At 37.6% G+C, this 21038-nt stretch carries 18 protein-coding genes; 6 read left to right on the top strand and 12 right to left on the bottom strand.

What is annotated here, in order from left to right; all coding sequences use genetic code 11:
• The 5 genes from ACPDHL_RS12550 to ACPDHL_RS12530 form a co-directional block, all read right to left on the bottom strand.
• The gene (locus ACPDHL_RS12550; protein ID WP_430533103.1) at positions 1-330 is read right to left on the bottom strand and encodes an MGMT family protein; all 330 of its coding nucleotides are present in this window, start codon (positions 328-330) and stop codon (positions 1-3) included.
• Positions 330-953, bottom strand: coding sequence for a LysE family transporter (locus ACPDHL_RS12545; protein WP_430533102.1), 624 nt, complete (start codon positions 951-953; stop codon positions 330-332). The genes ACPDHL_RS12550 and ACPDHL_RS12545 overlap by 1 nt, the downstream gene beginning before the upstream one ends.
• 3 nt (positions 954-956) lie before the next feature.
• Positions 957-1628: a tRNA (guanosine(46)-N7)-methyltransferase TrmB gene (gene trmB, locus ACPDHL_RS12540; protein ID WP_430533101.1), complete on the bottom strand. Its 672-nt coding sequence runs from the start codon at positions 1626-1628 to the stop codon at positions 957-959.
• A 75-nt stretch (positions 1629-1703) separates the two neighbouring features.
• Positions 1704-2771 carry a sensor histidine kinase gene (locus ACPDHL_RS12535; protein ID WP_430533100.1) on the bottom strand — a complete coding sequence of 356 codons (1068 nt, stop codon included), beginning with the start codon at positions 2769-2771 and terminating at the stop codon, positions 1704-1706.
• 4 nt (positions 2772-2775) lie between these two features.
• Positions 2776-3465: a response regulator transcription factor gene (locus ACPDHL_RS12530; RefSeq protein WP_430533099.1), complete on the bottom strand. Its 690-nt coding sequence runs from the start codon at positions 3463-3465 to the stop codon at positions 2776-2778.
• 185 nt (positions 3466-3650) lie between these two features.
• On the opposite strand from ACPDHL_RS12530, the gene ACPDHL_RS12525 reads away from it, so the two are divergent.
• Entirely contained in the window at positions 3651-6401 is a 2751-nt protein-coding gene (locus tag ACPDHL_RS12525; RefSeq protein ID WP_430533098.1) for a TonB-dependent receptor domain-containing protein, read from the top strand.
• Between the two features lie 331 nt (positions 6402-6732).
• On the opposite strand, the gene ACPDHL_RS12520 is transcribed toward ACPDHL_RS12525, so the two are convergent.
• Genes ACPDHL_RS12520 through ACPDHL_RS12505 form a run of 4 tightly spaced genes read right to left on the bottom strand, consistent with a single transcriptional unit; the run spans position 6733 to position 14909 of the window.
• On the bottom strand, positions 6733-6945 hold the full coding sequence (locus ACPDHL_RS12520; protein ID WP_430533097.1) for a hypothetical protein: 213 nt from the start codon (positions 6943-6945) through the stop codon (positions 6733-6735).
• A 46-nt stretch (positions 6946-6991) separates the two neighbouring features.
• Entirely contained in the window at positions 6992-8233 is a 1242-nt protein-coding gene (locus tag ACPDHL_RS12515) for a hypothetical protein (RefSeq protein ID WP_430533096.1), read from the bottom strand.
• 9 nt (positions 8234-8242) lie between these two features.
• Positions 8243-12937: a PAAR-like protein gene (locus ACPDHL_RS12510; protein ID WP_430533095.1), complete on the bottom strand. Its 4695-nt coding sequence runs from the start codon at positions 12935-12937 to the stop codon at positions 8243-8245.
• A gap of 31 nt (positions 12938-12968) precedes the next feature.
• Positions 12969-14909, bottom strand: coding sequence for a type VI secretion system Vgr family protein (locus tag ACPDHL_RS12505; protein ID WP_430533094.1), 1941 nt, complete (start codon positions 14907-14909; stop codon positions 12969-12971).
• Between the two features lie 452 nt (positions 14910-15361).
• Between ACPDHL_RS12505 and ACPDHL_RS12500 the strand changes: the two genes are divergently transcribed.
• The 3 genes from ACPDHL_RS12500 to ACPDHL_RS12490 all read left to right on the top strand — a co-directional run bounded on the left by ACPDHL_RS12500 (position 15362) and on the right by ACPDHL_RS12490 (position 18064).
• Positions 15362-16504: a hypothetical protein gene (locus ACPDHL_RS12500; protein WP_430533093.1), complete on the top strand. Its 1143-nt coding sequence runs from the start codon at positions 15362-15364 to the stop codon at positions 16502-16504.
• 248 nt (positions 16505-16752) lie between these two features.
• Positions 16753-16998 (top strand): T9SS type A sorting domain-containing protein, encoded by a 246-nt coding sequence (locus ACPDHL_RS12495; RefSeq protein WP_430533092.1) that lies wholly within the window; start codon positions 16753-16755, stop codon positions 16996-16998.
• Positions 16999-17080: 82 nt separating this feature from the next.
• A complete protein-coding gene (locus tag ACPDHL_RS12490) occupies positions 17081-18064 on the top strand; it encodes an acyl transferase (protein WP_430533091.1) in 984 nt (327 codons plus the stop codon).
• Between the two features lie 43 nt (positions 18065-18107).
• On the opposite strand, the gene gldC is transcribed toward ACPDHL_RS12490, so the two are convergent.
• Positions 18108-18446 carry a gliding motility protein GldC gene (gene gldC, locus ACPDHL_RS12485; protein ID WP_430533090.1) on the bottom strand — a complete coding sequence of 113 codons (339 nt, stop codon included), beginning with the start codon at positions 18444-18446 and terminating at the stop codon, positions 18108-18110.
• Complete coding sequence (gene gldB / locus ACPDHL_RS12480) at positions 18446-19426, bottom strand: gliding motility lipoprotein GldB (RefSeq protein ID WP_430533089.1); 981 nt, start codon at positions 19424-19426, stop codon at positions 18446-18448. Before gldB ends, gldC begins: the two co-directional genes overlap by 1 nt.
• Before the next feature lie 70 nt (positions 19427-19496).
• On the opposite strand from gldB, the gene nadE reads away from it, so the two are divergent.
• Together nadE and ACPDHL_RS12470 are read left to right on the top strand one after the other, a co-directional pair.
• Positions 19497-20300, top strand: coding sequence for an NAD(+) synthase (gene nadE / locus ACPDHL_RS12475; protein WP_430533088.1), 804 nt, complete (start codon positions 19497-19499; stop codon positions 20298-20300).
• A 6-nt stretch (positions 20301-20306) separates the two neighbouring features.
• Positions 20307-20762 (top strand): hypothetical protein, encoded by a 456-nt coding sequence (locus ACPDHL_RS12470; protein ID WP_430533087.1) that lies wholly within the window; start codon positions 20307-20309, stop codon positions 20760-20762.
• Positions 20763-20809: 47 nt separating this feature from the next.
• Here the strand turns inward: ACPDHL_RS12470 and ACPDHL_RS12465 are convergent.
• A partial coding sequence (locus ACPDHL_RS12465) for a hypothetical protein (RefSeq protein ID WP_430533086.1) occupies positions 20810-21038 on the bottom strand: 229 nt, incomplete at its 5' end.

The following is a 21038-nucleotide window of genomic DNA, read 5'->3' as shown; positions in this document are numbered from 1 at the left end:
TTAGAATTGAACAGCGGGAATCCAAAGGAGTGAATTGAAGTTTTGCACTTGATTATCCTTAATGATTACTCCTTCATTTTCTAGTAATTGTTGCATTAGATTAGTTCCATCGAAATGATGTTTTCCACTGAGCATACCTAGCCGATTAACCACGCGATGAGCAGGGACAGAATCATCAAAATGAGAGGCGTTCATTGCATACCCCACCATTCTTGCTGAACGAGGTGCTCCAATCGCTTTGGCTATAGCGCCATACGTGGTTACTCTACCTTCTGGTATCTCGCGTACCACAGCATATACTCGTTCAAAAAAATTAGCTGAATCTGTCACTAACGAAATAATTTATAAAGCGTAATCAAACAAATAATTCCCGTTATTGAACCAATCACATAGTTGATGTTTCTCAATAGAAAAGCGTTTTCATTGGCCACTTTCCTAAACACCGATATATAGGCGTAAAACATCAAGCCAGAACCTAAAACCACACCAATAGAAAAGATTACAGTATACAACCACTCAAAAATAGGGTAGTGATAGGACGCTAAAGTCACACTGAGAAAAACGTAATAGGGAATAGAAAATACATTGATCAAAGCTAGAAGTGCACCATAGATATAGGGGTTCTTCAAGCGTTTAACCTCTTCATTTTCTTCTTTTTTCTTTCGCTTGGCAAACACTAAAAAATAGAGCGTTAAGGATCCGAAAATTACCAAGCCTATTTCATGTAGAATTTCAGTAATAAAAGGGCTTGAATCAATTAATTTAGCGAAAAATATAGCGACATAGGTTTGCACAAAAATAACGGATAGTGCCCCTGCAATATACATAATAGAAGCTGGTCGCCCTCTTTCTTGAGCTACTTTAACAGCAGTCATATTGAGTAAGCCCGGAAGGGAAACACCAATCACTGCTGCTAAAAAGCCGATAATTAATAAGATAAAATAATGATCCATCCGTTATTTAACTCTGAATTGAATATAAGTAATGGCCTTATTCTGTTCTAAATACTGTGATTCATAAAATGTTTGAATTTCAGTTACTACCGATGGAGCCCCTTCATTTTTATACACGTGGTGATTGGCATAAATCACTTCATGTCCTTCTCCATGCAATAAACCTAAAGTGTAGCCGTGCATGAATTCACTGTCCGTCTTTAGATTCACTACCCCATCAACAGTCAAGATATTTTTATAACGTTGTAAAAACTCCGTATTAGTCAAACGGTGTTTGGTGCGCTTGTATTTTATTTGTGGATCTGGGAAGGTAATCCAGATTTCACTCACTTCCCCTTGTTCAAAGGCAAATTCGATCAATTCAATCTGGGTACGCAAAAAGGCAACATTGGTTAACCCCTCCTCAACTGCTGTTTTAGCACCTCTCCAAAAACGAGCGCCTTTGATATCGATACCAATGAAGTTTGTATTGGGATAACGACGAGCTAATTCTACTGTATATTCTCCTTTTCCACAGCCTAGTTCTAAAACAATAGGGTTATTGTTTTTAAATACTTCCGATGCCCATTTGCCTTTTTGAGGCAATTTAGCAATCATTTCTTCTCTTGATGGTTGGAAAACATTACCGAACGTTTCGTTTTCTCTAAATCGCTTTAACTTGTTTTTACTTCCCACAGGGTTATTCGTTTAAATTCGACGCAAAATTAAATAAATATAACGAAAGTAAAACCTTTTTATAGGGAACACAAATTAACTTGCGTTTTCTGTGGACACTTCGATTGCTTTTTCTAAAGTAAATGAAAACTCCGAACCGTATCCATAGCTACTTTCCACATAAATATGTTCATCGTGTGCTTCGACAATATGTTTGACAATAGACAGACCTAAGCCCGAACCGCCCACACTGCGTGCTCCGCTCTTATCAATGCGGTAAAAACGCTCAAATAAACGCGGAATATGCTCCTTTCGAATCCCCAAACCATTGTCCGTAATACGCACAATCAATTTGTTTTTCACTAAGTTTTCAATGCTTACTTCTGTCGTTCCTTTTTCCTTGCCGTATTTAATGGAGTTCTCAACCAAATTGGTAATCACTTGTCCAATGCGTTCTTTATCGCCTACCACATAAATTGGCTTTTTATAGCCCATGTCAAAAAGTAGGGAAATATTTTTCTTTTTTGCTTTATACTCCAAAAAATCAAAGGCATTTTGAATGGTCTCAACCAAATCAAATTCAACAATATTAAGGTGTAGATCTCCCGATTCTAATTTGGCTATCATATCCAAATCTTGTACAATATAGATCAAGCGATCTACGCCTTGTTCTGCGCGTTCTAAATAACGATCGCGTACTTCGAGATCATCAATTGCACCATCGCTCAAGGTTTCGAGGTAGCTCTGAATCATAAACAAAGGCGTCTTTAATTCGTGAGAGATATTGCCTAAAAACTCTCGTCTATATTCTTCTCGAACTTGTAAAGACTCAATCTCAATTTTTTTATTGGTCGCAAACTTTTCAATTTCTTCAGTTAGCGTTTTCATATCCGTTGTAACGGCACTTGCACGAAGATCAGTGTGCTCTAATAACGACACTTTGTCGTAAATTTTTTTGATTCTACGGTAAATAAAGTGTTCTACGCGATACTGAATCACAAAAAAAGAAGCGAAATAAACCAATATAGTGTGAATAACTAAAAGCATCCCTATTCCATCCTTAACTAAAAAGACAAAGGGCAAGGTAATAACAAGGGAACAAATTGTTATTAATAAGGCTGATTTAACAGCAAATTTGTAGGATTTCTTAAAGCGTATGGACATTCAACTACATATCTAATTTATAGCCTACTCCTTTAATTGTCTTAAAACAATCATCGCCTACTTTTTCTCTTAATTTGCGGATGTGCACATCAATTGTTCTTCCGCCAACAACCACTTCATTCCCCCAAACGCGGTCTAAGATTTCCTCTCTTGTAAATACTTTTCCTGGTTTTGAGGCCAATAAATACAACAATTCGAATTCTTTTCTCGGTAAAGACAATTCTACGCCATCAATCAAAATTTTGTACTCATCTCGGTTAATCTCGATATTGCCAATCTGAATAATATCTCCGTTATCCGTTTCTTCTACAGTTTTTAAACGACGCAACAACGCTTTAATCTTGCTCATTAAAACTTTTGGTTTTACAGGTTTGGTGATATAATCATCAGCCCCAGCATCAAACCCCGCAACTTGAGAATAGTCTTCCCCCCTTGCAGTTAAAAACGCAATAATAACGTTTTGTAAACTGTCTATTTTACGAATGTTTTCACAAGCTTCCATTCCATCCATTTCAGGCATCATAACATCCAAAATAATAAGATGAGGAAGCTCTTTTTTCGCTTTTTCTATTGCCTCTTTCCCATTTCGTGCTGTACTCACTTGATACCCTTCTTTCTCCAAATTATAACTGATGATTTCAATGATATCTTGTTCATCATCAACCAATAAGACTTTAATGTCTGAATTTTTCATCCTTTGTATGTGTGTGTTTTAAATCAGTTCAAAGATAAAGATAATACATTATGTTAAGTAAAGTTTACAATTATTTAATGTGATAACTATTTAATAACGTTTAGTGTAAAATGTGTTAAAGTACCGATAACACATAAGACATATTTGCGCTAGTTCTTTGCACTAGCTTAAATAAAATAAGAATTATGAAATCAAAGTTACTATTCGCTCTATTATTTATTAGCCAGATAGTTGGAGCATCTAATGGAACTATTAAGGGACTTTTACAAGATTCCGCAACCAAAGAACCTTTAGCATTTGCTTCTGTTAGTATCAAAGGAACAACACAAGGGGTAAATACGGATTTAGATGGTTTATTTACCATAGAAGTACCCGAAGGAACACAAGTATTGACTTTTCACTACGTGGGATATACCTCAACAGATCAAACCATCGTGGTTAAACCAAACCAAACGGTAGAAGTAACCATTGACTTAATTTCAGAAAGTGTACAATTAGAAGGTGTTGTTGTACAAGCCACCCGATCAAAATCGCGAGAAGCGACCTTATTAATCGAACAACAACGTTCGGTAGAAATGAAACAACATATTGGTTCACAAGAACTTTCAAGAAAAGGTGTAAGTGATGTTGCAAGTGCTGTTGCCAAAACAACAGGAGTTGCAAAACAAGAAGGTACAGGAACTATTTTTGTTCGTGGATTAGGAGATCGATACAACAGCACCTTACTAAATGGATTGCCCTTAGCATCAAATGATCCAGAAAAGAAAAATATTGACTTAAATATTTTTTCCACTGATATTGTAGAATATATTGCCATTGACAAAACGTATTTTGCTCGAAATTACGGAGACTTCGCAGGGGGGAATATTGATATTAGATCAAAAAATCACGCTGGAGAAGGTTATGTTGAAGTGGGAGTAAGTACTAATGTCAACACCAATGCATTAAAACAAGATAACTTCAAAACCCTATCTGATCGTAGCTACCTTGGTTTTTCGGATACCAAACTACCAGGTAATGCGCTCAAGGAGTACAACTTCAAAAACTCTACACAAACCGATACACGTAGTCCATGGGGTGCTGGATTAAACATCAATACAGGAAAGTCGTTCTTCTTTGGTACTGAATCTGCCCTACACCTATTTGCAACAGCTTCTTTTGGCAATAACTTCAAACACAAAGAGGGAATTACAAGAACCGCTCAAGCGCAAAACTCATTTACCAAAGACCTCAACTTAGATGCATACGAATATAGCACCAATACAACAGCTATGTTAAATGCTCATTTTGATATCAATGCGTCAAACTCCATCAAATATAACTTCTTGTTTGTTAATGATTCAAAAGAGAAAAACGAGGATTATACAGGATATATGCGAGATATCACACTGGATAATTCCGATTTCACTTATGTAAATAGGCAAACTTATCGTCAGGATCGCTTAATGGTAAACCAATTATTAGGAAACCACAAAGTAACGGACCAAATCGATGTTAACTGGGGAGCAGCGTTCAACAACATATCGGCTCAAACTCCCGATAGACAACAATATACGTTAAACAAACTCAAAGACAGTGACAGCTATGCCTTTTCGATTAACTCTAGATCAGACAACAACCGCTATTTTGAAGATTTAAAAGAAAACGAACTCGCTGCGAATATTGCTGCTGATTATAAATTCGCTCAAAATGAAGAAAATCTATACGATGGTAAATTAACGGTTGGATACAACTTCAGAAAAAAAGAAAGAAACTTCAAAGCCACACAGTTTGTATTCCAAATAAACAGCGATTACAACAACAATATCAACCCTAACGCATTAGACAACTTCTTCAACCAGTCGAATTTTGCTCAAGGTTATTTCGATATTTACACCTTTAGAGGGGGATCGGGAACACCTAATGCACTTTTACCGCAAACCTATGATGGAGATCTATTGATTCACGCTGGTTTTGTTAATGTTGAATACCGCTTAACACCTAAACTTTCAGGTTCAATCGGCGCGCGTTTTGAAACTATTTCGCAAGATGTCTCTTGGCAAACCCAATTGGATGCGAATAAAACAAATAACAAGTTTACTAAAAATGCGTTCTTACCGAGTTTATCATTAAAGTATGAAGTAAACGACAACAATAACTTGCGTTTTGCTTTGTCCAAAACCTACACTCTACCTCAGTTTAAAGAAAGAGCGCGTTTCATCTACGAAGATGTAACGGAAATTAAAGTAGGTAACCCTGATTTATATGCTTCAGATGACTACAATGTTGATTTAAAATGGGAATATTTCCCTCAAACAGACGAGGTGATTTCAGCTACTGTTTTTGGAAAATACATCAAAAATCCAATCAACGAAATTGTATCAGCATCTTCTTCCAATGACATTACCTATGCCAATACAGGAGATTATGGGTATGCTGCAGGAATAGAGATTGAAGTACGCAAAAACTTATTCAGCTTTGACGATGCACAAACCAACAAGATTACAGGAGGTTTAAATGCTTCCATCATGAAAACGTATCAAAAATTAGACAATGAAAAGGTAAATAACGAAAACAAGTATTTAAGCACTTCGTTTACCCATGACAACGCTAGTTTCACTGGAGCATCGGATCTATTATTAAATGCAGATATCTCCTACATCAAAGAATGGGCAAATGACCAAAAATTAATGGCTACCGTTTCTTATGCACACTTCTCTGATAAGCTATACTCTTTGGGAACAGAAGAAAGCGGAAACTTAGTAGATAAAGCCTTTGGATTCTTAGATTTCACGTTTAAATACGACTTTACGAAGAATTTTGGAATGAGTTTTAACGCGAGAAACTTACTAGATCCAGCAATTGAGAGAAAACAAGAAAACCTGACCAAAGATGTTTTAGTACAATCGTACAAACTAGGACAAAACTTTAGCTTAGGATTCAAATATACCTTCTAAACAGAAGATTCTGTTCACTCAAAAAGCCTGCATGAAGCAGGCTTTTTTTATGTAATATCTAGGCTACGCCGATTCTATTTTTCCATACCAACAAAATAAAACCTATCACCAGCCGTTGTTTCTATCAAGTATATTCAAGACCATTGACATATCTTCGCCAAAGTAGTTCTGTTCTTCTGCTATTTTAGCGAATTGAACACATTGTCTTTTCTCTTGATGCATTTTGCACTTTGAGATGTCCTTAATAATAACATAATTCCAGTACTATAAAAGCTATGCCTATTTTTGCTTGCTATTTCAAACTAAAAACTCGCTATAGTTCCTTACATGTCTATTGAAGGCCATAGAAGTCCATCGCATCCGTAAAGGCTTTTTTAATACCTGCATGGTTGTAGTAATTGTTCCGTTTTATCTCAGCTATTAATTCACCATCATCTAAAGCGACATTTAAATACAACGAATACGTAGCAAACCAATTGTCAGGATTGTTTCTCTCTCCTTTTCCATAACCATAGGTTCTCCCGTTAATAGGAGAAAAAAACACTCTATTTTAGCATTAGAATAGAAGCGTTCTGTACACTATTCACTACTTACAAATACGACAACACTTCAGACATATCTTCTCCAAAGAAGTTGTGTTCTTTGGCTACTTCATATAATTCAGGATATTGCTGGGCTAAAATAATAAAGTCATATTCGATAGTACTCGCGTATTTTTCTACAACATGCAATTCTAAAAGGGAAGTATATACCCAAATCATAGCTCGTTCTTCCGGAGTATAGTAGGGTTCTCGTTGGGTGAAGTAATTGTCTACTTCGCTGTACTCTGCGGCATATTCATTAGGAATATACTTTGTTGTCATTTGAATGAAATAGTAGTCCAACGGCACGCGAATATAGGCCTCGTCTTCTTTGGCTAATTCTACAGCTGCAGCGAGCATCTTTTTCTTGACAATCAGCTTTCCATCAAATCCGCGACAAAAAAACAAACGATCGTACATGCGGTAATCCCAGCCTTCGCGAGATAGGTTACTCATTTTTTTGTATTCTTCCATGCATTTGATTTGAATTCTCTTGTAAACATCATCATACGTTGAAGGAAAGTCTTCGTATCCTACATCTACTATTAATCGCTTAGGAAGATATGAATGATAGACCTTGTTTAATGTCACATTATTAGTGTAAAATATATAATTGTTATCAGTTAAGGGAAATTTACGATCTGCGTATATACTGTAATTTTCACCATAGTCATCTATTTTTTCTTCTATATATCCATTGATCATACTTATTTCAGTTAAAAATCTTCTTTTCAAATCAAAAACAAAACCCGTAGATGCAAACGCAATGGTCGGCACTATTTTGTTATACTTAGATGGGTAAATTTTTGAACATAGAATTAAAAAACCATCCTTTTGTACAATTCTTGGATTATTTGTGTGATCAGCATATATATCTACGTTAAAAATTCTTTTTATTCCTTGTGCAAATATTTCTTCATTTGGGAATTGGAATCCGCTTGATTTTAAAGAAATATAATTGAGTTCGTTGGTAATATTGATTTCCTCTAAAGTTAGATAGGCTTCAGTATAGTCCGACTTTTCTAGCCGGTCAAATGCATCCCATAATTTTTTTATTTTAGCTTGATTTTCTTTTGTTCTCAGTTCCATAAATTCTTTACTATCTGTTTCATCTACATATTGCGGAAGTTCCCACCAATGTTTTTTTTTAATTTCTACTTGATTTATTATCGCTCTTTTTTCTTTATGCTGCTCTTTACAGCTCCATAAACTCAGAACCATAATTAATAGCATATGTATTTCTTTTTTCATTATGTATTCTTATAATTTTTTAATATACCCTTTGGGACGGAAATAGCCTTTCCAACCCTTGTGTGCTTGCAATGCTTTTCCATTTAGCGGATAATAGGCTAATCGAGTTTTTTTAGCAAATGATAAAATCTCTTCTTTTGAAGGAGCATCTATCCCTAATTGCTTCAGATAGAATTTATCATCTTGACTACCGCTTTTGCCTATAGCTTCTAGTATGGTAACATTTTTTTTGACTTGATCATAGGCATATACAATACCTGTATGTCCTTCTCCATTATATCTCCAAACAAATATATCTCCTCGTTCTGGGATGAAATCTGATTTTTCACTCCCTACAATGTGCTCAATATTGGTATTGCCAATGGCTTTTTGAAAATCTTTTTCCGTAGTCATGACACCGGTATGTAGTTGTATGGGTTCTTGGACGACACCTAAATGATATAAATACAGGGCCACAACTTCCGAGCAATCTGCTTCATAAATATCCTTATACTTTATTCCTATCCGTGATCCTTCTTGATTATAGGGCCATCCTTTTTCTACATAGCGCTTCATCATTTCCAAAACGCCATCTCCATAATCGGGAAAGTAGCTAAAGTTGCAGGTATCAACCTCAAACACCTTTGATGTTTTCTCTTGAAAAACTTTTTTCTTTTCTGCATAGGCAACATTATTTCCAATTTTTTTTGATACCTCATCGGCATCCCATTCTAAATTACTATAGTGATTTGCTTTTTTATCACTCCAAGCCCAATAGGCCATACTTGCCACCATAGCCACTTCAGGGTCTGTTCCTACTTTATCGGCACCTTCTTCCGTTAACACCTCAACACCTAACAGTTTGGTTGTATATTTATTTGCTTGTTCATAACTGGCTCTAAACGTAATTTGAATATAGCCTCGTCCTCTAAATTTCCAACCTTCACCTCCAGGTTCATTCTTATCATTTCCAAACCGTCCTCCATAAAACAAATTGGCAATCATTTTTTGATTCGCAGCTTGTATACCGCTGTCATTAGGAGCATTTAAATCTTTTCTTCCATACTTGCTAGAATTCTCCTTATTTTGGAAAAAATTATTTAATCGTACAGGTTGAGAGCGATAGTTTCCATCTGTGTAGTATCCTCCAATTTTATTAACGGTATTTCCTTTTACCCATGTATTTCCCTTTTTTCGTTCATTACCTGTTTCCAATAGTAAAGCTGAATAATCAAGGTTCTCTTTTCTAATTTTTAAGGGACTTCCCGATTCTGCAAAAACTTGTGCAAAAAAATGCGCTTTGTTCCAACAGGTATTCATCTCAAAAACAGCCATATAATCCGTATAAGCTTTGGCGATGGCTTCCAGAACAACCGCATCTGACCCTGGAAATAGTTGGATTAATTGGGCGCTTGTTACTGGGGCCTTGCATCTTGGACAATCGGAATGGGAATCAGGCACAACTTCCTGTTTAGTTGTTGGTCTACGCTCCACCACAATCGGAATACGGTGTTCCTTAAATGTTTCGCTAAATACAAACTCCTGTACCAATTTGAGCTGATTCAAATACAGCTGACCGAATTTGTTGTCTTTCTTATACGTTTCAATTCGCTTGCGGTTTTCTTGAATGCGTTGCTGAGTTTCAGACAGATTCACTCCTTTTTCCTTTTCCGACTTGAGGGGATGTTTCAACAGATGATCATTCGCAGCATTGCGTTCATATCCCATCGGAAACAATTCCGCTGTAGGAGTCATTTTGATATACGTTGATCCTTTATAATAGAGCTCTGCTACGGTTTGTTTGTCATACAAAAGCTCCAAATAGAATACGCGAGGAACGAAAACAGATCCGATATCTTGCTGATGCGTTATTCCTTTGTAAATAGTATCATCACCGGTATCAAGCGGTTGATACATCACCTGCTTCTCTTTTGGAAAAGCGATAGGCATCGTTGTTGCCAAACGATCGCTAAAATCGAGCCTAAAAAAACTTTGATTCGTATTTTCATATAAATTCAACGTCAATTGCGTTGGAAGAAGTTCTTGGTCACTATAACGACCTACGATACGCTTAATCTCAATCAACACAGGCTCTTTATAGCAAATCGGCTTAATCAATCGACGGTGATCTGCTGTAGTAAAAAATACCTCGAAGTGAAAGTCTTTGTTAATAGCAGCATAGGTCTGATGCGTATCCAACGGAAAAATATGACCAAACAATTCTGGTTTTCCTTCAAACAACTCGCGTTTGACATTAGCTAATCCCACCTCTTCCGAAAAAGTAAAAAACACCGCATAAGAGTCTCCTTTTCCTTCCGGTACATGTCGGGCAAATGTCTTCCAAAAATCAGATTGTTTTTTGATGCTATGCGTACATTTTCCATCCCGATCAAACGACACTGTATCTCGATACAACTCCAACACCTCTTTTTGCCTGTTGCGATAATCGTACCAATATGCAATAGACACCGCTTTATTTTCAAATCCTGCTATCTCGGCTGAGATGGAAAAATCTTCATTAAAACTCAAGTCATTCACCTGTTGTCCCAAGGCATCAACAAATTCCCAGCGTCTGACTTTTCCATCCACACATTCCAATTCATACGTTGTTGTTTTGCCGTTGAGTAAGATTGCCAATCGATAAATCCCCACTTCCTCCAATTGAATAGCTAGTCGATTCCGGTTGGTATGCAGCACCACGCCATCCGTTGGCGTCTGGATAGCGCAGATGCGAATGCCATCCAAAGTCTGATGGTCCATCGTTTCGGGTAGTCTATCGACCTGAATCTCTTGTAGATCTTGCTGAATGGCCTCTTTTTCCTGAGCATCATCCGCATACACAGATAACCCAAAGCCCTTTTTCTTCTTTGGTCCTTTGATATAATTCAATGTCCAACTAAGGGTTGAATCTGTATTGGAATGAATCGAAAGCGAGGCGGGATGAACTGGAGGAAAAATTGCATGAAGAATAGTTTGAAATAGCCCTGGTTTCTCTTCTATTTCAGCCTTGATATAGCCTTCTTCTTGCGTTGGCGGTTGATAGCCAATCGCCGTTCCAATCATCAGGGAAACGATGTCATTGCGATAAACCCGATAGCCGTTCGCCTTTGTATTATCATCTGGTGTACTAGGCGTCAGGGCAATTCCTGTTACGACATTCGAAACCACTTGAACACAATGCTGAACGCGCTTTCCCCACCACAATCTACCATATACACATTCGATGACATAGGTTCCCTCCTGCGGAAAAGAAAACACAACCGAAAGACCTCGGCTGAAGTGCTCTTGAAACTTTGGCTGTGTGGGGGTTTGGATGCACCATCGTACAAGAGTAGGATTCACTGCATATTTATTTTTAAGGACAGCTGTGAAGGTGATACGACTCCCCACGCGAACACATTCAACTTGTGGAGAAATAGAATTGACGCTATTGGCCATCACCTGAAAATATTGAGGAGGAATTCTTGCAACTGGAGCGAACTGCTGTTCAACCGTCACTTGATACGTATTGGCATTCATACAAGTAAACGTTGCCTCTAGGATCGTGCCTTTTTGCACAAAGGTAAAAGCCCCTTCATCAGTAAAAATAACCGCTGTATCTACTTCAGGAGGTAAATCCTTAGCACTTACTTTAATCCGCAGTTGCTTTACTTGAGCGGGAGCTAGTTGAACATCGCTGTGCAGCCTTAACACAACCTGATTCCCAACAACCAAAGGATCTGCTGCATCCATACCCAAATCAAGTGACAATACCGTAGCCTCATCGACGACCTCTACATAGTAATAAAACGCTTGATAATACGTTTTTACTTCTCCTTCTTTGGGTTTACTAGCTGCCGAAAGTAAATAAATGCCTGATTTCGTGGGTTCCCAACTAAATGCCCGATGAGTTGTGGGATGAACCACATAACGCGCAATCTCTGAATCCGATGAAATTCGCACCGTCTCTCCTTTTCGCAGCATCTCAGCAGTTGTTGCACCTGCAATTAGTTCCGTCACGCTCCAGCTAATATAGTTGGCCTCCTCTCCAACGGGAGCTGTAGCAGTAAAAATCAATTCCTCCCCTTTGCAAATGCGTAAAGCCTGTTTATTTTCTCCCTCAACAGCGCCCCAATGCAAATCTTCTTGGTTAGACAAGATCATGCGCTCAACCGTAGATACATAGGTTAAAGGTTCTGGTAATTCGCCTTTCCTAGTGACTACATCAACAACTTGCGATTCTTCCTTACCGTCTTCGGTTTCTTTGCATGGAGGCTCTTCTTGAGGAGTATCCTCTGATACCGTGATTACTTGTCCATGGGAATGAATCCCTATCGTCCCACCTAGTGCGCAAGAAAGCAGTCCTGTTTCCGTGAGTATTTCCCGTCCACCCACCAGAGGGAAATATTCATTTTGTTTGACACGCCATGATCCAAGAGGTTGATAGACGCATGTTTTATCATACCCTTCTTTATGCAAACACGTCTTAAAAGGCGACGTCCCTTCTACAAATTGAGTATCTTCAATTGTTGCAATTAACTTATCAACCGCATTGCCATAATATTTTTTATGCGTCGTAATAGAAAGCGATGGAAAAATAGCGGGATTGCCCGTACAACTACATTGAGCTCCACTACAAACGACATATTCTGAAAGAGGCAAATCTGCTGAATCTTGCTGCCTATCATCCTCTAGGTGATCCATTCTTGAAGTCTTTTCAGCACGCCTTGTGGTTTGGTTTTTCATAACATTTTGATTTTTAAACAGCGAACTGCCTTTACAATAATTTCACTTTTTTATTGCTAATTGTTTCTACTTCATTACTGGAGGCTAGTTGCAGATTAGCGGTTGTGGCTTCTATGCGACCTGACTCACTACTGAGGAAGTACGCTTTGGTTGTGTAAATCGTGCGATATACGATCGCACTGTGTGCATTACGTGCGGCTAAGTTGTAATCATTACCAGCGGTGATAACCATATCTTTTTCTGCTTCGATATGAATGTCTTGTTTAGCCCAAGCAGTAATATTCTCACTTGCTTGCAATTGAATATTTTTAGCACTTAGCACGATACTTTCAGGAGCGGTGAGCAGCATGTTTTTTGATTTTGTGTCCAATGTCAAGTGATTTCCCACTACATCGTAGAGTTCGATCTTCTGATCATCAGTAAACTTGAGTGTATGTCCACTGCGTGTTGTTACGCTCTTCACCTCATTTTCTACACCTCCACCAGCACCGTTTTTTCCGTGAAACAAACTACCTAAAACAAAAGGACAATCGGGATGATCTCCAACAAATCCCACCATGACCTGATCCCCTACTTCAGGAATAAACACCATCCCACGATTTGTGTCCAACGTTGTACTACTCCCCGCATTAGGCGTCATCACTTGAATAAAGGCAGTACGCTGATCAGTTTGCTGCCAATCAAACTGCACTTGAACCCGTCCTTTCTTTAGGGGATCAGTATTACTTATCACAGTGGCAAGTTGCGGATTCGCTACAGGAGCTTCATATAAGAGAGAAGGCAAATAATTCATCTGGGCATCTACTGCTTCGAATGTTCCTGTATACTGCCCCAGTGCATCAACGGTATGCTGGATATCCGTAATAATCAAGGTTGTAAAATAACTGCTTGTTTTTTCGTTTGGTTGCAACATATTCAATTCAATCACACACCCTGGATACAAAAAAGGATACACCGTACTTCCCTTAACAACAAAAACTTCCATTCCCGTACTTCCCTCAACACTTTGTTGGACTTGTACTAAATCTTGATGGGAGGAGGCATTCCAAGAAACATGCTGTAACGACGGGCTGGAAAAAGTCTCTCTTGATTGGTAATAGGACGATTTTGCAAGGCTACCTTTTAATTCAAGTGGACTGGATGTGACTGCACTGAGTTTCTCATCTGTCAAGCTATTGTATCCATAAAACATACGATTAACATGACGCCCTTGTAAGCGAATATCGACTTGACCCACATCGCGTCCGTAGACTAGGAGGATCGATTTAGCTTGTACCGGTATTTTGCCAAAGTGTAGCGTTTCACCATCATAAAAAAAGGATTCACCAACTGCTGCAGCCATCCGCGCAAGAAAATTATACGCCGTTTCATTATACTGGCACATATAAGAAAAATCACAAGTCTTAGAAGGACTAATCTTTGATTGATAACGTCCCTGTTGGTGATAGCCCTGATCTAGTAATTGTTGCACTAGGGTGTACAAAGACACGGGATGATTACCGCCAAAGCTTTGAATATGTGGGGCCTGATCAAGTAAAAAAGTAGGACTATGTCCTTTGAGCACAATATCACCCCGACTTCCATATGCTTGGTTAAAGTGAACAGCAGTGATAACTCCAACAAAATGACGCAGGGTTTGATCGGGTAAATTCTTATATCGCAAGGAGGCGACCAAACGAGTACCCAATAATTTCTGCACCTCTTCCATCCGGTACGTTTCCTCTCCTTCCAATGCATCGTAACGCAACGAAACGGCAAAGGAATGGTGGGTTTGAGTACTCTGTTTTAGTTCAAAATGGGTATAATATCGCACCTCTTTTTCATTGACTACTAATCGTACATCAACAAGAGGGGGAACTCCTGCTCTATACTGCGAACCTATTTCTGCTATAGGCTTAACGGATTGATGCGCATCAAAAAACACAGCTTCATGTTGTATTGAACCCAAATCGGGTGAACGACTATCTTTCATAAAAGGATTTTTAACTGGGAAACTAAAATGCGTATAAAAAGAAGTCGTTCATCTGTGGTCATAAACACCCTACACAATAAAACTACACACGCTGTTTTTTTAGACATTTACCTCAAAAAACACGACTTATTCTTCAAAAACACGCCTCTTTTCTTTCACTTATTTTCACTAAATTAGATGAAAAACAAGCTAAAAAGGAGAAGTAGAGTGCAAAACAGGTGAATATACTAAGCAATAAAGAGTTTTAGTTTATTTTGTATACGTAATTCTCAATTGATCAATTACCGCATGAACAAATGAGAAGAAAGCATAAAATTCAATTTTCCACCTTCATAACAATTCATTAATATTCATCCTTTGTATCATAACAATTCTATGACAAAGCCCTAACCATCAGTTCATTTTAGTACACAATCTTTGTATCAGTTAAAATAAAATAACACAATTACTTTATGAAAAGATTATTCAAATCAGGGTTATCCATTGCATTAGCATCAGTATTATTCGTTAGCTGTTCATCAGACGACAATTCAAACAACAACAATGGAGGAGGTCCAGATCCAACGGAAAACATTGGGCAAACACTAAAAAAAGGGCAAACACTAACCTTAGAAAAAAATAAGAAGTATAACTTATCAACAAAATTAGTTGTTGAAGATGGAGCAACGTTAAACATTGAAGAAGGAGTTGAAATTATCGGTACAGGTGGAACATCTTCTTATATTGCAGTTGCACAAGGCGGACAAATTTTCGTCAAAGGAACCAATACTAATCCAGTTGTTATGACTGCTTTGGAGAAAACAAGAGGAAGCTGGGGCGGTTTAGTTGTATGTGGTAAAGCACCGATCAACAAAGCAAAAACAGCAACAGCTGAAGTATCAGATTTAACCTATGGTGGGGACGTTGCTAATGACAATTCAGGATCTATCCGTTATTTGAGAATTGAATATGCTGGAGCGAACTTTAACAGCGAAAAAGAATTCAATGGATTATCTTTATTCGGAGTAGGAAGCGGAACAAAAATTGAATACGTACAAGCGCACGAAGGTTCTGATGATGGATTTGAGTGGTTTGGAGGTACAGTAAGTGCACAATACTTAGTATCTACACACAATGACGATGATCAATTTGACTGGACAGAAGGTTGGAACGGACAAGAAAACAAATTCTGGTTCTCTAAACAAAGTGGAACAGCAGATAAAGGATTTGAAGCAGATAACAATGCTAAAACGAGAACAGCAGAACCTTATTCAAACCCAACGATTGACGGTATTACCTTAATCGCTGCGAAAAAAGGAGAAGGTACAGCAATGAAACTTCGTGAAGGAACAAAAGGAAAAATGAATAATGTGGTGTTGAGTGGTTGGAAATTAGCCTTTGACGTAGAGCACGATGAAACAATCGCCAATGTTGGAGATGGATCATTATTAGTAAGTAATGTGAAATTAATTGATGTTACTGAAAAAGCCAAAGGTAAAAATACAGCTGGTGAAGCAGTAGATGTAAACGCCGTATTTGCTGAAGGAGACAACCAAGGAGCAGGAAGCGGTGTAAATGCACCAGAATGGACAAAAGGTTGGACTTTAGGACTATAAGAATTTAATTTAGTTAAATTAAATCCAACAATAAGTCAATAATTTATGTTAAGAAAAAATATTTGCCCTAAAAAAGCAAATATTTTTTTTATCATATAAGAAATATTGATTACTTTTATAGTATTAATTTCATTTGAATGACTAAAAATTACTTTTATAAACTTTTCTTTCTTGGAATTTTATTACTCCTAACTACTTTGGGCTATGCTCAGGTTAGTGCGACGAGTGTGTCCCAAAAAGCAACAGTTGTGAAAACAATTGAAGGTCTTTCTATTTATCCAAACCCCGCCACTATTAACGGGAAGATTACAATAGAAACAAAAACAAATGAATCAAAAGAAATTGAGATCTACAATGTGGTAGGAAAAAAAATATTTTCCACAAGTATCAATACAAAAGAATTAATTTTACCCAATAGCGTTACAGCAGGAATTTATATGATCAAAATAAGAGAAAATAATACCTCTGCCACGCGTAAATTAATCGTGAAGTAAGCAATCAGTCCCAGATAAATCTAAAGCATCATTTCAACAATGATGCTTTTTTTATTGTATTTTTGTAGCAAATAATTGAATTGTGTTTACACCCGAAGATATCATTAGCATACAGACCCGAAAAGAATTTCATAAAATAGCGATGAAAGTATATCGTTATCAGTATGAAAACAATGCGGTGTATCGCCAATTTTGCGACTTGATTCGAAAAACGCCTACGGAAGTTCGAAGCCTCGATCAAATTCCATTTCTTCCTATTGAATTCTTTAAAAGCAAAGAAGTGCTCAGTAGTAATCACCCTATTCAAACTACTTTTACCAGTAGTGGAACCACAGGTACAAGTACCAGTAAACACCATGTAACGGATTTGAAGTACTATGAAGAAAGTTTTAGAAAAGGCTTTTCTTACTTCTATGGTCCTATTGAAGATTACGTTGTTTTAGCCCTATTGCCATCCTATCTAGAACGAGAGGGATCTTCGCTTATTTACATGGCAGATGATTTCATCAAGCAATCCAATCACCCTGAAAGTGGTTTCTATTTACACAATTATGACGAATTAATCACCCAATTAGAAATACTAGACAAGCAAGGCAAAAATATTTTGCTTTTGGGCGTAACCTATGCTTTGTTGGACATCATTGAACAACATCAATTTGAGCTAAACAACACCATTATTATGGAAACAGGGGGGATGAAAGGAAAGCGTAAGGAAATGATTCGCGAAGAGCTTCACCAGTTGTTGTGTAAAGGGTTCGGCCTAACTAAAATCCACTCCGAATACGGCATGACAGAACTCCTTTCTCAGGCGTACTCCCTAGGCGATGGCATTTTTCAGTGTCCCACGTGGATGGATATTGTTATTCGAGATCCAGAAGATCCTTTTACACGTATTGAAACCTTTGGAAAAGCAGGAGGAGTCAATGTGATTGATTTAGCCAATATCAATTCGTGTTCCTTCATTGCCACACAAGATCTAGGTAAAAAATACGAAGACGGAAGCTTTGAAATTTTAGGGCGATTTGATCATGCTGATATTCGAGGTTGCAACCTCATGGTAGTATAAAAAATAAAAAGGGCGATTTTACTGATAAAATTGCCCTTTTCTATTATTGGTCTAACAGTTCTGTTTTCTCTGCAAAATACTCGCAGAAATCGCGCATTGTTGCTGCCATTTTCTCGTCTTCTGTTGCGCGTTCATAGGTATCAGCCATAGCAACCAACGTTTGATGAAAAAACTTCTTCATCTCATCCACTGGCATATCTTTAGTCCACAAATCAATACGCAAGGTTTCTTGTGCTGCGTGATCCCAAATAGATAACAACATCGCTTTAGACTTTGCGCGATCAACACCGCCGTCTTTAGCCGTCCATGTTAATTTATCTGGAACGCGATTCTCATCTAATTCTACTCTAATATTGATATCAGAAATGTGCTTTTTACTCATTACTTCTTCGGTTTATATTTTGATTTTTCGAAAATATCTTTCGCATTCATTGCAAAAAGTTCCTGCAAAGTTACATTATTATTTTCCATAAATGAACGAACAATTTGCCAACCCAACCAAACTCCTACGCGTCCTGGAGATTCGCCGTCAATATCGAGATAAAACTTGCTAAAAGGTGCAGGATCAATAAAACGAGCGCTTAATTTAACATCCGTATCAAACAACAATTGATTGTCGATAAAGTAACGCCAAACCTGTGATTCATTCGCTAAACACCAATCCAACTGTTCTTTACTATAAGTCATTAAGTTCTCTTTGGGCACTTTAGGCAACAATAATTCTTTTGCAAACACTAATTTACCTTTCTGAATCATAGCGCCTAAAAACGTACGATCCATTGTTTTAGGTAATTTTTGAACAATAAAACTCTCTGCCATATCAGGCAAAATCTGAGAAGACTCAAACGTCAAATGGGTATAATTCGGAAAACTTTTATAAAAATGATGATCCTTACCTAAATACGTATCTAAACTAACTAAGGCTAACGTATCAGCATAAATCGCTTTGGCTGCTACATCAACTTCCGATAGAACCGTTATAATCTTTTTGTGGTCTGATTCCTCTGGATAATAGTATTTGATATACTGGAATAAATGCTTTAACTCTTCAGGTAGCGATTTGAGATCGGCATACGATTTGTTTACTTCTTCGTATAACTCCTTAAAAATAGTGTCTTGTTTTTTTCCTAGCCAATCTGCATCCGCAACTCCCGCAGGAAACATATAGGGATATTTAGCTTTCAACTGCTGAAAATCTTCGTCTTTTCCAGTATAAAACTCCTGATCAAAGCGCACTACCGTAACTTCCATCGGAATTTGTTCTACTTCATGATCTAACTTCGTTTTAGAATCCCCACAACCCCAAACAAAAAAACTAGAAACCAACAAGCAGGATAAAGATATTTTACTAATTTTGAACATAGTATACTTAATATTTTTCTGATCGTTACAAATATAAAAAGAAGAACCACAATTCAATCACAATTTTTCTATGATGAATCAAAACTTTCAAACCGAAGCAGTAACCCGTCACATTGTTGATTGGCTGAAGAACTATGCCGTAATGAGTGGAATCAAAGGTTTTACCATCGGAATATCGGGAGGTATTGATTCAGCGGTAACATCAACGCTCTGTGCGCAAACGGGGCTGCCCTTACTTTGTGTAGAAATGCCCATTCACCAAGCGGCATCCCAAGTTGATCGAGCACAAGAGCACCTTGCTTTTTTAAAAGCCACCTATCCCAATGTGACTAGTACACTTGCAGATTTAACTTCAACATTTGATCTTTTTACCCAGCAAGTACCCACTACAGAGGATGAACAATTGGTAGCCTTAACCCTAGCCAACACAAGAGCAAGATTGCGCATGACAACCCTCTACTACTATGCGGGAATTCATCGTTACCTCGTTGTAGGAACAGGAAATAAAATCGAAGACTTCGGCGTAGGATTCTTTACGAAATACGGAGATGGCGGTGTAGACATCAGTCCCATTGCCGATCTATTAAAATCACAAGTTCGCTTAATTGGTGAGTTTTTAAACGTGCCTGATAGCATCATTCAAGCCAAACCAACAGATGGTTTATTTGGTGATGACCGAACAGATGAAGATCAATTAGGAGCAACCTATGATGAATTAGAAGTAGCGATGCTAGCAGCAGAACAAGGCAAAACAATCGAAGACTTTCAAGGAAGAGCACGTGATGTTTTTACCATATACACTCGATTAAATCGAATCAACCAACACAAAATAAAGCCCATACCCGTTTGTACGATTCCCCAACAATTAAAATAAAAAGCTATGATCAAAAAATACAGTTTAATTCTAGGATCAATTCTACTCTTTGCAGGTTGCTCCTTTAGCGATGATTACGAACAAGATGTATTCATTCGCACAGAAAACTTAGAACAATACGGATGCTTTAATACCAAAGACAATTTGTATGTACCAAGTCTTCACGAAAATCAATTCGTCATCATCAACAATCCGTACGACTACAGAAAGCTAGTACAAGGATGTAATGTTGAAATCGACTTTAGAAACTTTGATTTAATCATTGGTCAATTTTGGGTAGAATCCAATACAGCTGACATAAAATATGTATACACACGAAGTCGATACAACCAATATACCCTCCATGTAGATTTCTTACAAAACTGGGGTGGACGACCTAAATTCGTAACTTATCATGCTATTGTACCTAAATTACACCCTAGCGACCCTGTTGAAGTAGTAACTACAGTATTACTACCGTAGAGATATAAAATATAAAAAAGCCGTTTAAATTGATTTAAACGGCTTTTTTATATTTGTGCGGTTTGTTTGGATGGAGAAGGGAAATGAGAAATGAGAGAAGGGAAATGCGTAAAATTTTCAATACAAAGAAGATGTTCTTTTAATTGCGTGATTTGTTTATCAGCAGATTCTACTCTTCTCCCATTTCCCTTCTCCAATCTCCAAAAAAAAAGCCTGACTACTTGCGTAATCAGGCTTTCAAAAGAAGGGCGACGACATACTCTCCCACCATGTGGC

It is taken from the genome of Myroides sp. C15-4 (assembly GCF_050522745.1).
In the GTDB taxonomy this organism is placed as follows: Bacteria; Bacteroidota; Bacteroidia; order Flavobacteriales; family Flavobacteriaceae; genus Flavobacterium.
The sequence above is the reverse complement of the archived record's forward strand: the minus strand, read 5'-3'. Positions and strand labels throughout refer to the sequence as shown.